Here is a 13,431-nt window from a genome sequence, read left to right on the forward strand (position 1 = left end):
GATGCCCGCGCATCGACGCCGCTTTCGTTTTTCCAACCACTTCCCCGCTGAATGCACGAGTACCATGCCCGAAGTTCCCACGATTCCGCCGGAAACCTGGATCGACACCCATGCGCACCTCGACGGCGAAGAATTCGCCGACGACTTGGACGACGTTCTGGACCGCGCACGCGAGGCGGGCGTTGTGAGGGTCGTCTGCCCGGCCATCGGCGTGGGATCGAGTCGCCGCGTGCTCGAATTGGCCGACGGTCGGCCGCAGTTGGCCGCGACGGTCGGCATTCATCCCAATTGCATCGAAGACGAACCGGAGGATGCCTGGCAGGCCATCGTCGAACTGGCCGAAACGCATCGCGAGCGGATCGTCGCGCTGGGCGAGACGGGTTTGGATTGGTATCGTCCCTATACGCCGCGAGAACGGCAGATCGACTTCTTTCGTCGGCACCTCGAGTTGGGAGCGCGGCTCGATCTGCCGGTCATCATCCACTGCCGCGAGGCCGACGACACGATGCTTCCGCTTCTGAAAGAGACCATGCAAGAGCGGCCCTTCCGCGGCATCATGCACGCCTGCGCGGCACCGCCGGAACTTGTCCGCGAATACGCGGCATTGGGCTTGTTCATCAGCTTTGCGGGACCGGTCACGTTCACGAACAAGAGCTGCGAGCCGCTGCGTGCCTCCGCCCGCGTCGTGCCCGAAGATCGATTACTGGTCGAGACCGATTCGCCTTATCTCACGCCCATGCCCTATCGTGGAAAGGTTCGGCGGAACGAGCCGGGAATGGTCGTCCACACGGGCCGCTTTCTCGCTGAGTTACGAGGAATGTCGGCCGGTGAACTGGCGGAGATTACGACCCGCAATGCCTGCCGCGTATTCGGTTGGAAATCGGCCTGACACCGCAATGCGGCAATTTGCCTTCGGGCGTTCACTCGGCGAGCAGCGGTTCCAAGAGTCGTCGCACGGCATCCGATTCCAGATCGGCCTTCCCGAAGCCGCGCAACGCACCGAGTTCGACCGCGCGATCCTGGGCGTCTTGGTAGTTCGACAGCAGCATCACCGGCTGATCGGCCGTTTCGGGATTCGCCTTCAACTTCGCGATGAGGTCGTGACCGCTTTCACCGACGGTCAGCACGCGATTGACCAAGACCAACGCGTACGCCTTTTCGGCGACGGCATCGAGCGCTTCGTCGATCGTGTCGCAGGTATCGATTTCGACGTCGAAATGCTTCGTCAACACCGACTGCAAACGCCCGTTGTCGAAACCGCAGTTGCCCACCGAAAGAACCCGTTTCATCACGCTACCTCGTCTTTGTGCGGGCGAGGCCGCGGCCGTCGCGAGCCGCTTTCCGCCCAAACAGGAACGCCTGGGAAACCGAACCGTCTCCCAGGCGTCGGAATTTCCATCATCGGTCGTCTGCCCGACGGACATTGCCCGATGCTTACGCCAGTGCGGCGTCGATGGCCTCGGCCAATCGCGACTTGTCTTGAACGCCCAAGAACTGGTTGACGACCTGGCCGTTTTTGAAGATCAACAACGTCGGAATGCTGCTGACGCCGTACTTGCCTGCCAGGTTGGGCGATTGATCGACATCGACTTTGCAGATCTTCGCCTTGCCTTCGTACTCTGCGGCAAGCTGTTCAATTACCGGCGCGATCATGCGGCAAGGGCCGCACCACGTGGCCCAGAAATCGACCAAGGCCACGCCGTCGTATTGCAAGACTTCGCTGTCGAAGGTATCCGCCGTCAATTCCAATGCTTTACCCATAAGTGTTCGCCTTCTCGACTAGAGTGAAACCATCATCCGTTTCGCCGACACCGCGCCGCCATTGCCGCACGCCGCCGATGTCACGGCCTATTTTACCGGTCGGGGCAACATCGGTCACCTGCTACCGGTCGATGTCGCGACCGGAAGGGCTTCCGACTCGCCCTGAGTCGTTCCTTGAATTGATGCGCCGAGACGACCAAAAGATACAAAGAATTGCTCGGGCTTCCCACCGGGCGTGCCGAATCGCGGCTGCCGTGAGGGGGAGGGACGCATCTCACGCCTCGTCGTCTTCCGGCAGCGATTTCAATGCAGCCGAAAAGGCAGCGAAGGCGTCTTCCCCGAACAGCACGAATCGCACCAACTCCGGGGCCCGGCGGCATTTGAGAAAATCGGCCGTCGTTTCCAGGGCGACGCGGGCCGCCTCGGGCAATGGATAGCGATAGGCTCCCGCGCTCAATGCGGGAAAGGCGACACTCCGACAATCATGCTCGACGGCCAGCTCCAACGATCGCCGGTAGGCCGAGGCCAACAAATCGCGCTCGCCCGCGTTTCCGCCCCGCCAAATGGGGCCCACGGCATGGATGACGAACTTGGCGGGAAGGTCGCCGGCGGTCGAGATGACGGCCGAACCGGTGGGGCACCCTTGCGGGTACTTCGCTTGCGTTTCCGCCATGATCGACGGTCCTCCTCGCCGATGGATGGCGCCGTCGACGCCGCCGCCCCCGGCCAGGCGACTATTCGCCGCGTTGACGATCGCATCGACTTCTTGGTCGGTGATATCTCCTTGGACCAGCTCGATCGTGCATTTCCCGATTTGCCGCTTCATGATTCGGACTCCCCTGAATAGACTGCCCACCACACGCGAAACCGTTTCACCGCCGTCTGTCGTCTTGTTTGTTGCGGTCTTGCGACATAGAATCACTCGGAAGATGCGTAAACGCAACCTTCGGCTTCCGCACGAAACAAACAGGTTCTCATCTTTTCGGGAAACATTGTAGAACCCCCATGAGCGAACGCGAAGCATCCGGCCGCCCGGAGGCCCTGCTCAGTGAACTATGGACGTTTGCCGCACGCAGCGAAGATCTCGACACCTTTCGTGAACAGGCCGTCGTCTTGTTGGCCGGACGTATCGGGGGCGGATATGCCGGTTTCGTGTGTTCGCGCAAAGGCCGTTGGACGCCTTTGGCCGAGTTCGGTTCTCCTCCGTCCGGCTGGCGTGACCTGGCTGCCGAGGCGGCCGATCGCGGCGAACCGGTGGTCGGACGGGCATCGGCGGTTGTGCTCAAACCCGAGATTCCCGAACTGTTGCTCTTGGGTGCTCCCTGTGACGACGAGACCCTGTCGCGACTGGCGCAGGGACTCAACGAGATCGCCGAATCGCTGCACCGGTCGGCACAACTGCGACGACAGGTCGTTCGGCAGGCTCGCGTACTCGAGTTGGCTCGGCGCTGGAGCCGATCGGAGCACAGTGTCGAGTTGCTTTCCGAAATCGCCAAAGCCGCCACCGAGCTGTTGGGCGCCGACCGGGCGAGCATCTTCCTTTGGGATCCGGTCTCGCACACGTTGGTGGCCCGGCCGGCGTTGGGCGTACCGGGAGGCGAGCTTCGGCTGCCCGACAACCAAGGCGTCGTCGGGCACGTCGTTCAAACGGGACGTACCGTGCGGATCGACGCCGACTCGCCTCAGGCCGAAATGATCGACCGGCAGACCGACAAGCGCCTGGACTATCGCACGCGGAACCTGCTGTGTGTGCCGCTCGTCTCGACGCAGGGGGATACCCTCGGCGCTTTCGAAATTCTCAACAAGCTGGAGGGTGACTTTACCGACGAAGACGTCGAATTGCTGACGCGGTTGGCCGAACAAGCGGCCGCGGCCATCGAGAACGTCCGTGATCGCGAACGCCTGCTCGACGACAACCGGCAACTGGCCGACGAGGCGGCTTCGCGGATTCGACTGATCGGTGATAGTCCGGTGATCGCCGCTTTGCGCTCGACCGTCGAGCGGGTCGCACGAACGGATCTGGCTGTATTGATATTGGGTGAGAACGGGACGGGCAAAGAAGTCGTCGCCCGCATGATTCACTACTACAGCGACCGCCGGAACAAGCCGTTCGTCGCGATCAACTGCGCGGCAATTCCCGAATCGCTGGCCGAAAGCGAACTGTTCGGGCATGAACAAGGGGCCTTCACCGACGCGCGGTCGTCCCGCGCCGGAAAGTTCGAGCTGGCCGACCAAGGCACGCTCTTCCTGGACGAGATCGCCGAATTGCCGATCAGTTGCCAGGCGAAACTGCTGCGGGTGCTGGAGGAAAAGATGTTCGTGCGGGTGGGCGGCTCGCTGCCGATGAAGACCGACGCCCGCCTCATCGCCGCGACGAACCAGGATCTGGGCCGCCTGGTGCGGGAAAAGCGTTTTCGCGAAGACCTCTACTTTCGTTTGTGCGTGGTCAAACTGGATCTTCCACCGTTGCGCGAGCGCGGCGGCGATATCATCCAGCTTGCCGAATACTTCTTGCGACAGTTTTCCCAACGTGCGGGGCGTCCCACGCCGGTCTTGACCGAAGCCGCCAAGAAAAAACTGCTCGAACACACCTGGCCGGGGAACGTCCGCGAGTTGCGAAACCTGATGGAACGGCTGGCGTACCTGTCACCCAAAGAAACGGTCGACGCGGACGACATCGCGTTCATCCTGACCCCCGGCAACGCGCCGACGGGTAACGTGCCGCCGAATTTGACACTGCAAGAGGCGACCGACCTGTTTCAGCGGGCGTACATCGTTCAAGTACTGCGCGAAACCGGCGGCAACATCGGCGAAGCCGCCGATCGCTTAGGGCTGCACCGCTCGAACCTGTACCGAAAAATGCGAAAGTTCGAGATCGAGCCGTAACCGAAGCCCCTTGCCGCGGGCCCTGTTTCTGCCGGCGTGAGCGGTTTCATTGCCGAATCGCGCGAATCACGCCTACGACCACCCCGACCACCTGGGCGTTCTTCACGTAGATCGGCTTCATCGAACGGTTCGCCGGTTCCAATCGAATGCGGTTCTTCTCAGGAAACCAACGTTTGAGGGTGGCTTCGTTGTCCTCGGTGAGGGCGACGACGATCTGCCCGCGATCGGCCGTCGGTTGCCGTCGTACGACCACATAATCGCCGTCGGCGATTTGGGCCTCGATCATCGACTCGCCGTGGACCTGAAGCATGAACAGGTCTCCGTCGCTGTTGTCGAACAGGTCAGCCAGATCGATTTCTTCGCTTTGCTCGATGGCCTCATGAAGCGTACCGGCGGCGACCTCACCGACCAACGGCAGCGGCAACGAGGAACGTCGTTGACGTTTCAACGAAGAGGGCAACGCCGACTCTTGCGCCAAGCGAATTGCGCGAGACCGGTTCGGCTCCCGAATGATCAATTGTTTGCGTTCGAGTGCCCGCAGGTGGCACATCACCCCGTTGGGCGAACGAATACCGAAATGATCGGCGATTTCGCGAACCGTCGGCCCGTAGCCGCGTGAATGGATTTTGTCGCGAATGAAGTTGTAAACTTCTTGCTGGCGCTTGGTGAGAGGATGGGGCGAGGCCATCGGAAGCTCCTTCGCAGGATCGGGAACACGTGTGTGTACAAGTGTACAACAACACGTTTTGCGCCGTCAACCGGCTGCGCGTGAAATTTCCGCTCCCAAGCACCGGCATAAATCACCCGTCGGCAGGGAAATTGCGGATCGCGGTCTTGATGCGATCCTTGGCGGTTTGGGAAAGCCGGTCCCGATCGTCGGCTTGCGGAAGACCTTCTGCGGCTTCACGCCGGACGAGTTTCCGCAGCCAACGTAGCTGCCTCGCGAAACCGCGACACATGCCGCACATCGCCAAGTGAAATGCGACGCGCATGCGCGTGATGAGCGGCAACGGCTCGTCCAGCGACCGCGACACCAGTTCTGATACTTCTCGACACCGCAACATTGTAGATTTCCTCCGCCTCGAATCGCGGACGACTCAGTCGAGCCAATGCCCCTTCAAACACCGCATCAGTTGCAGCCTTGCGCGATGCAACAAGACCCAAAGGTTGGAACTCGTGATCCCCAAGGCTTCGCAGATTTCCTTGCTTGACTGTTTTTCCAGTTCGCGAAGCGTGAATGCGTCGGCTTGGCGTTGCGAAAGGGCCGCAAGGCATTCCCGCAAGGCGGCCCAGAACTCGCGTTGTCGGATTCCGGTGTCGGGCTGGCTTCGTCCGAATCGCGGGTCGAATCGCCAGTTTCCGGCTTGATCGAAAAAGGTTTCGGCGGGATCGCCTTCCCACTCGCCGCCGCGTGCCGATTCCCGGTGACGCTTGCGGACGTGATCGACGATCTTGCGTCGCAGAATCGTCATCAACCACGCGCGTTCCGAGCCGTCGCCGCGAAACTGATCGACGGCCTTCATCGCAGCGAGGAAGGTCTCCTGGACGACTTCTTCGGCGGCCTCCGCATCCCGCAGCCGGGAATACGCGTAGCGGAACAACAAGTCGCCGTGGTTGTCGACCCAGCCTTCCGGATCGAGTCGCGTCGCCGTTGTTTCCGACATGGTCTTCCCCGATTCTTGAAATCCAGAAAACGGCCTCATGCCTGGCGACAAAACGTCCGCACAGCGCATGCGGAGGCTTGTCGCATCATAGAGGTCAAGACGGCCTCCGCTCGCGAACCTTACAAACCCTCCTTCCGGGGGGGTCTGATTGCGGTGGTTTGGTAAAATTCCGATATTTTTCTGCGCAAAGTTTGTATCGGGACTGGAACTCGAGGGGCTCATCGGGTATTTTAATGGGTGACGCTATTGGAAAAGACGTTTTTCGGTAACGTCGCCATCGAACAATTCGGTATCGCATCGGGGCGAGCCACCGCGATTGGGTTCTCTAACCCCGGCCCTATCCCCCACAACGGCCTTGGCTGTGACCCTTTCTGCTCGCCCCGTTTGCCTTTCTTGAAGTGACGCCGGTCGATTCTTTGCGAGCGTCTCCCCAAGTCCACGGTGCGGTCGGTTGCGTGGCGATCCACAGCTTGGGTGTTTTGCCGTGGGCTTTCTGCGCGGCCGATGATGTCGGCGCGCCGCCGCGGGCGGAATCGGGCAAGAAACGTTCTTGAGCAAGTTTCAAGCCGTTGCAATCGTTATTGACCGGCCATTTTACTTCCCTTACCATGCGAGGCATATGTGACCGCATCCCGGTTGCTGCCGGGCATTTACAGATTACGCAAATCGCACGCCCTACAAAAGTTTCGTAAAATAACAAAGGTCGAGAAACGGTTTTCTCGGCGTGGTGCGTGACCGATCGCCACGCAGTATCGGTCGAAGCGCGAGCCCGGTTCGGGGATGCGCGCCGCCTGCGACCGACCGGACGGATCGTCCCGCCGCCGTTATCCACGTCCCTCACGCTGCGGCGAAAAATCAACTTTCAGGAGGTCTACCGATGCGACGTTCCCATAAGAGTCGGGTAGAAACGTCTGCCCGTATTGCCGGTCTGAGGGGCCGATCGCTTGCATCCGCGGCCGTGTGGACGGGGTGCTTGATGGTATTGGTGGCGACGGCCGGTTGCCCCAAGCCGGAAAGCGACGGGACTGAAGGCGGTTTCGAAGGGACCACGTCGCAGGCTGCCGTGCCGGACAAGCCCACGCTGGCGGGCGTCAAACCCGCGGCCGACGACGTCCTCATGCTCGGTTACAACGACGATCCCGATACGCTCAACGCAATTACCTCCAGCGATACCGTCAGCGAGGCATTCCAACGGCACGTGTACGAAACGCTGGCCAATCAGTCGTTCAAGAACCCCGACGAATTCGAGCCTGCCTTGGCCGAAAGCTGGGAGTTCGACGAAGAGAACCTCGAGTTCACCATCCATCTGCGCAAGGGGGTGATGTGGCATCCGATCAGGTTGCCCAACGGCAAGTTGCTGCCGCCCACCGAGTTCACCGCACGCGACGTCGTGTTCACGTTCGACTGTATCCTGAATCCGCACATCGAAGCGGCGCACATCCGCAGCTATTTTGAAGATCCGGACGCGACCGGCGACGACAAGTCGATGATCACGGTTCGGGCGGTCGACAAGTACACCGTCAAAATCCGCTGGAAGAAACCGTACTTTTTGGCCAAGGACTTCACCCTCGCCGGCACCGCGATCATTCCGCGTCACGTGTACTCGGTCGACGAAAACGGCGAACCGATTTCGTTCGACTTTCGTTCGAAAGAGTTCGCCGACGGTTTCAACAATCACTGGGCGAACAGCATGATGTGCGGCACCGGTCCGATGATGTTCAAAGAATGGGTGCCGCAACAACGGTTGGTGTTGGTGCGGAATCCCAACTATTGGGGTGCGCCGTATTACTTCAGCCAAATCCGCTACCAATGCATCACCAACCCCAACACGATGACCCAAAAGCTGCTGGCCGGTGAATTGGACTTTGCCGGAATTCCCGACAAGGACCAGTATCTTCAGTGCTTCGAGAACGAAAACGTGAAGGCCAAGAAGGTAAAGCTGGTCGACTATGCGTATCCGGGCTACCGGTACATCGGTTACAACCTCGACCGGCCGGTATTTCAAGACAGGCAATTTCGTTGGGCGTTGACGTACGCGACGCCCGTCGATCGCATGGTCAGCGAGGTCTTCCGAAACCTGGCCACGCGGACGACCGGACCGTTCTTGCCCGGTTCGAGTGCTTATAACGCCGAGTTGCCCGAAATCCCCTTCGATTTGGACAAGGCACGCGAACTGCTGGCCGAGGCCGGTTGGGAAGACACCGACAACGACGGCATTGTCGACAAGACCGTCGGTGGAACGAAGATCCCCGCCCGCTTCGAGTTGATGATCTTCAGCGATGCACCGAGTTTTCGCTCGATCGCCGAGATGTACAAGGAAGAGTGCCGTAAGATCGGCGTCGACGTGCAGGTCGCGCCCACCAAGTGGCAAACGATGCTCCAGCGGCTTCGCAAGCGGGAATACGATGCCGCGTTGTTGGGCTGGGCGATGTCGTGGCGTCAAGATCCTTACCAACTATGGCACAGCAGCCAGGCCGATCTGCCCGACAGCTCGAACCACGTGGCCTACCGCAACGAAGCAGTGGATGCGCTGATCGAGCAACTGCGGGTGACGATGGACGAAACGAAGCAAATCGAGCTATACCACCAAATCCACAAGTTGATCTACGAGGATCAGCCGTACACGTTCCTATTCGGCGAAAAGGCGACCGGCGGTTACAACACGCGGATCCGCAACGTGAACTTCTACAAGATCCGTCCGTGCCACGACAGCCGCGAATGGTTCTCGGACCGACCGCGCCCCATGCCCAAGTGACGTTCGAGCCGGCATTCGACGCGACGCGGCCCGTTGCCGCACGTGCGCGTCGCCTCGGCCGAATCGCCGAATGACGGAACCGCTGCAAGCGAACAGGAAGAGACGGATTCGTGTGGAGCTACATCGTACGCCGATTACTCCTGGTCATCCCCACGCTGTTCGGAATCACGATCATCTCGTTCGTGATCATGCAATTGGCGCCGGGGGATCCGCTGCTGTCGAAGCTCGGTTCGTCGGGACTTGCCGGCCAATCCAACCAAACCCGCGAAGCCTACCTGATCATGAAGCGGGACTTGAAGTTGGATCGGCCGTTGGTCTTGAACTTTCGCTATTTTCGGGACTACTCCGACGACGTCCGACTGGCCGCATATTATCTGTCGCATACAGCCGAGGAACTCGAGGCCGAACTCGACGCTCTGAATGCTCCGGCTGAGTCGCTTTCCGACGAACAGCGCACGCGACTGGCCTTTCTGAGAAAACTCGATATCCCCGACTTCGATCGGAAGTTGGCCGAACCCGAAAAACACGGTCGCCTGGCGGCCGCAGTGGCGGGTTATACGCAAGTCTATTGTGAAGATCTCGGACGGCACGGCGTCCCTGCCGCCTTGCGGCAATTGGACGATCCGAATACCGACCTGCGCGATCGGATCGGCCTCGTGCGGGCATTGAATTTGATGGTCGTCGAACCGTTCCGCTTCACGTACTCCTCCTCGGGTGAACCGAACGACAAGGAAACTCCCGAGATCGTCGCGGCCTGGACGACTTGGTGGGAAAACCACCGCGACGAATATCCGGCGATCGACGCCCGACGGCGCGAAGAACTGGAAGACCAATTCCGCCGCCTGGTCGACGAGAAGGATCGCAAAGTCCTTTTCGAAGAGGTCGAATATGTCGACCCCGAGGCCGCCGGGTTCTTCGTCGAAAAACTGCGCGACGCGAAAAACGTGCGCGAGCGGTTTACCGCCTCGCTGATCTTGCGGGCGACTGTCCGCAGTACCATTCCCCTGGATGTGAGTGACGATCGATCGATCGACGACTTGGATCGCGTAATCGAAAATTGGCACGCCCACTACGAGACGTATCGAGCCCGGTACGAGCCGTCATGGGGGCGACGCCTGGCCGCCGTTTTCCTCGACACGCAATATGCTTATATGGTGGCGCGGCTGGCGACCTTTCGCTTCGGCCGCTCGGCGGTCAAATCGCGCGAGCCGGTATCGCAGAAGATATGGCGGGCGGTGTTGGTGTCGGCCCCGCTGATGTTCCTCAGCCAGATCATCATCTATCTGTTGGCCGTTCCATTGGGAATCGTGGCCGCGGTCAAACGCGACACGTGGGTCGACCGCCTGATCACGCTGAAGTTGTTCTTGCTGTATTCGATTCCGCCGTTCGTGGCGGGCATGTTGTTCTTGTTGTTCTTCTGTTACGGCTCGTACGTGAAGTGGTTCCCGTCGATGGGGTTGCACTCGGAAGGTGCCGAGAATTTCGGCTTCTTCCGTTACCTGCTCGATTACGCTTGGCACGCCTTCTTGCCGGTGGTGTGCTTGTCGCTGTTCAGCCTGGCCGGGCTGGCGATGTATTCGCGGACGAGCATGCTCGACGTGATCGGGCAAGACTATATCCGCACCGCGCGGGCGAAGGGACTTTCGGAAACGACGGTGATCCTCAAGCACGCCCTGCGGAACGGCCTGATTCCCATCTTGACGCTCTTTTCCAACTTCTTGCCGGCACTGTTGGGCGGAAGCGTGCTCATCGAATACCTGTTCGGTATTCACGGCATGGGGCGGTTGAGCTGGGAATCGATCGAATTGAAAGACTATCCCACGCTGATGGCGCTGATCTACGTCGATGCCATCGTGGTGTTGTTGAGCATCTTGATGACCGACCTGCTCTACGTGCTGGTCGATCCGCGCATCAGCTTCTCGGGACAGGGTAAGGCGGAATGAACGAAGGCGAATCGTATTTCGATATCGTATGGCGGCAGTTCTGTAAAAACCGCCCGGCGATCATCTCGCTGTGGCTTTTGGCGCCGACGTTCCTGCTGGCCATCTTTGCGCCGCTGATTGCTTCGAACGTACCGTTTTACTATCACGACGGTTCGGGCACGATCTACCCGTGGATTCACGCCTTGTTCAATCCCGACCAGACGATCGACTTCTTGTTCAACATGGCCCTGGTCGCCTTCGGGCCGTGGGTGCTCGTCGCCCTTGGGCTCAATGTGTGGTGGCGGCGTCGCGGTTGGAAGGGACGCACCCGCGTATTCGCAGCCCTTGGGGTCTACGTCGTGTTGACGGCGATCTGCGCTGTGTTGTTTTCGTTCCCGCAGTTACGGCCCGACAATCGCTATCGTACGCGGTCGTTCGCAGCCGAGCAGTTTCGGTCGAAAGAGAAGGTCTCGGCGTTGTATCCGCCGATTCCCTTCGGCCCGACGGAACAGTACGATTACGCCTTTTTCAAGCCGCCGATGTACCGCAAACCGATGATGCGGACCGTCGAAGTGCCCGACCCGAACGATCCGACGAAGACCGTCAAGCAGGAAAAGCTCTTGTGGACGCGGTCGACCGACGCCTATCCTCACTTGCTGGGAACCGACAACGTCGGGCGGGACGTGTTCGTCCGCATGCTTTACGGATTGCGGGTCTCGCTGACGATCGGTTTCGTGGCGGTCGGTATCTACATTTCGATCGGCGTCGTGCTGGGGGCCTTGGCGGGGTACTTCGGCGGGGCGGTCGACATCCTCATCTCGCGATTGATCGAGGTGATGCTGTTGTTCCCCACGTTCTTCCTCGTGCTGACATTGGTAGGACTGGTGGGGCAAAACATCTTTATCATCATGGTCGTGATCGGCTTGACCGGCTGGCCCACGATCGCCCGACTCATTCGCGGCGAGGTGCTCAAACAGCGCTCGATCGACTACGTGCAGGCTGCGCGGGCATTGGGGGCGTCGCATTCGCGGATCATCTTCCGCCATATCCTGCCGAACGCCCTGTCGCCGGCGATGGTGGCCGCGCCGTTCGGCATCGCCGGGGCGATCATCACCGAGGCCGGCCTGAGCCTGTTGGGCTTCGGCGTGGCGCCTCCCGCCCCAAGTTGGGGTGTGCTCCTGCGGTTGGGGAACGAAAACTATCACTACTGGTGGCTGGTGGTGTTTCCCTCGTTGGCGATTTTCTACACGGTGACGGTATTCAACCTGGTCGGCAGCGGCCTGCGAGACGCCATGGACCCCCGACTGCGACGCTGAGGCCCCACATCGGTGCCCTATCCGCCCTCCGGGGCTACTTGCACGAGCCCGGTTTTGGCAAGATAATAATTGGAGTCTGTTGGGCGACTAGCTCAGTTGGTTAGAGCGCTATCTTCACACGGTAGAGGTCACTGGTTCGAATCCAGTGTCGCCCACTTAGGGTGAACACACCAGGCAACCCCTCACAAACCCCGGAGAGAACCGGGGTTTGTGTGCTTCTTGCTCTCGGCGACCGCTCATGCGGCACTTGTCAGCCGGCAGTCGAAGCGATCTTCTGCGTCCGAGCACCGTGCCGCTATTTTCTACCCCCAATCGCTGGCTGCAAAGAGGTTTTGTAACGGGGGCTAGGGGAGGCTCCCGCGATTTCCTGGCGGACGACGACGCCACCGGTTCGAAAACCGGCTATGCGGTATCCCCAATGACCAAGGCCCGCCAGGTTGCACTGACGGGCCTTGTTTCGATCGAGCCGGGTTGTGTCATCCAACAAAGTGGAGGCGGCGGGAATCGAACCCGCGTCCCGCGACATTTCAGTGGAAGCTTCTACGTGCGTAGTCGGTTCTTTGGATCTCGCCGACGCATCCCCCAACCGACAGGGTGATTCGCCGACCAGTCGGGAACGGAGTTTAATTCCGGGCGTGCCCGACAATGACCCGGAACGAGTCGGATGGGTCAGCCGACAGTCGGGAACCTCCGACGAGTTCCCTCAGTCGGGGCTGCAGCTATTAGGCAGCCAGGGCCAAGTTGTGGTTGGCACGTAAAGTTTTGATCAGCTTTTAACGTGGGCCGCTGATCAACCACGGCACGCCACTTCCACCTCAACCTGTCCGGTCGAATCCAATTCGCCCCCGAATTCGGTCGGGCCGCCGAAAAGCGGCACCCGGAGAATGTGGTTTCGGCGAAGTGCCTTTCCTTCCGTATTATACGCCGATCGGCTCGGAATCTTGACGGGCTTTCCTCGAATTTCGGCAAAATTCCCATCCGCCGGAAAAAAGGCCGTTCCCTATGACGGTTGCGCCCGGGAAGGGGCGTGTTGCCTCGATTTTCGGCGTCGGGCGACGGAATCGGCTTCACCCCGCGATAGTCGGAGGGGCGGAGAGGCGAAAGTGTCTTTCGCGTCGGCATCGTCG

General features: G+C 60.2%; 11 protein-coding genes, 1 tRNA gene and 1 other RNA gene. 6 read left to right on the forward strand and 7 right to left on the reverse strand.

The window, feature by feature from the left end; translation table 11 throughout:
• Positions 1–64: 64 nt before the first annotated feature.
• Positions 65–889 carry a TatD family hydrolase gene (locus tag ACYQ2I_RS00185; protein WP_460164962.1) on the forward strand — a complete coding sequence of 275 codons (825 nt, stop codon included), beginning with the start codon at positions 65–67 and terminating at the stop codon, positions 887–889.
• A 31-nt stretch (positions 890–920) separates the two neighbouring features.
• On the opposite strand, the gene ACYQ2I_RS00190 is transcribed toward ACYQ2I_RS00185, so the two are convergent.
• The 3 genes from ACYQ2I_RS00190 to ACYQ2I_RS00200 all read right to left on the reverse strand — a co-directional run bounded on the left by ACYQ2I_RS00190 (position 921) and on the right by ACYQ2I_RS00200 (position 2,587).
• Positions 921–1,289 carry a response regulator gene (locus tag ACYQ2I_RS00190; protein ID WP_460164963.1) on the reverse strand — a complete coding sequence of 123 codons (369 nt, stop codon included), beginning with the start codon at positions 1,287–1,289 and terminating at the stop codon, positions 921–923.
• A 145-nt stretch (positions 1,290–1,434) separates the two neighbouring features.
• Positions 1,435–1,761: a thioredoxin gene (trxA, locus tag ACYQ2I_RS00195; protein WP_460164964.1), complete on the reverse strand. Its 327-nt coding sequence runs from the start codon at positions 1,759–1,761 to the stop codon at positions 1,435–1,437.
• 274 nt (positions 1,762–2,035) lie between these two features.
• Positions 2,036–2,587, reverse strand: a complete 552-nt coding sequence (locus tag ACYQ2I_RS00200; RefSeq protein WP_460164965.1) for an O-acetyl-ADP-ribose deacetylase — start codon at positions 2,585–2,587, stop codon at positions 2,036–2,038.
• 179 nt (positions 2,588–2,766) lie between these two features.
• On the opposite strand from ACYQ2I_RS00200, the gene ACYQ2I_RS00205 reads away from it, so the two are divergent.
• Complete coding sequence (locus ACYQ2I_RS00205; protein ID WP_460164966.1) at positions 2,767–4,647, forward strand: sigma-54-dependent Fis family transcriptional regulator; 1,881 nt, start codon at positions 2,767–2,769, stop codon at positions 4,645–4,647.
• Positions 4,648–4,693: 46 nt separating this feature from the next.
• On the opposite strand, the gene lexA is transcribed toward ACYQ2I_RS00205, so the two are convergent.
• The 3 genes from lexA to ACYQ2I_RS00220 all read right to left on the reverse strand — a co-directional run bounded on the left by lexA (position 4,694) and on the right by ACYQ2I_RS00220 (position 6,311).
• Entirely contained in the window at positions 4,694–5,335 is a 642-nt protein-coding gene (lexA, locus tag ACYQ2I_RS00210) for a transcriptional repressor LexA (protein WP_460164967.1), read from the reverse strand.
• Between the two features lie 112 nt (positions 5,336–5,447).
• Positions 5,448–5,711: a zf-HC2 domain-containing protein gene (locus tag ACYQ2I_RS00215; protein WP_460164968.1), complete on the reverse strand. Its 264-nt coding sequence runs from the start codon at positions 5,709–5,711 to the stop codon at positions 5,448–5,450.
• A gap of 33 nt (positions 5,712–5,744) precedes the next feature.
• Positions 5,745–6,311 (reverse strand): sigma-70 family RNA polymerase sigma factor, encoded by a 567-nt coding sequence (locus ACYQ2I_RS00220; RefSeq protein WP_460164969.1) that lies wholly within the window; start codon positions 6,309–6,311, stop codon positions 5,745–5,747.
• Between the two features lie 877 nt (positions 6,312–7,188).
• On the opposite strand from ACYQ2I_RS00220, the gene ACYQ2I_RS00225 reads away from it, so the two are divergent.
• The 4 genes from ACYQ2I_RS00225 to ACYQ2I_RS00240 all read left to right on the forward strand — a co-directional run bounded on the left by ACYQ2I_RS00225 (position 7,189) and on the right by ACYQ2I_RS00240 (position 12,459).
• Positions 7,189–9,066, forward strand: coding sequence for a peptide-binding protein (locus ACYQ2I_RS00225; RefSeq protein ID WP_460164970.1), 1,878 nt, complete (start codon positions 7,189–7,191; stop codon positions 9,064–9,066).
• A gap of 110 nt (positions 9,067–9,176) precedes the next feature.
• Entirely contained in the window at positions 9,177–11,009 is a 1,833-nt protein-coding gene (locus ACYQ2I_RS00230; protein ID WP_460164971.1) for an ABC transporter permease, read from the forward strand.
• Positions 11,006–12,304: an ABC transporter permease gene (locus tag ACYQ2I_RS00235; protein ID WP_460164972.1), complete on the forward strand. Its 1,299-nt coding sequence runs from the start codon at positions 11,006–11,008 to the stop codon at positions 12,302–12,304. The genes ACYQ2I_RS00230 and ACYQ2I_RS00235 overlap by 4 nt, the downstream gene beginning before the upstream one ends.
• Positions 12,305–12,385: 81 nt before the next feature.
• A tRNA-Val gene (locus tag ACYQ2I_RS00240) sits at positions 12,386–12,459 on the forward strand.
• 331 nt (positions 12,460–12,790) lie between these two features.
• On the opposite strand, the gene ssrA is transcribed toward ACYQ2I_RS00240, so the two are convergent.
• Positions 12,791–13,151, reverse strand: a transfer-messenger RNA (tmRNA) gene (ssrA, locus tag ACYQ2I_RS00245).
• Between the last annotated feature and the right edge of the window lie 280 nt (positions 13,152–13,431).

It is taken from the genome of Thermostilla marina, assembly GCF_054657455.1.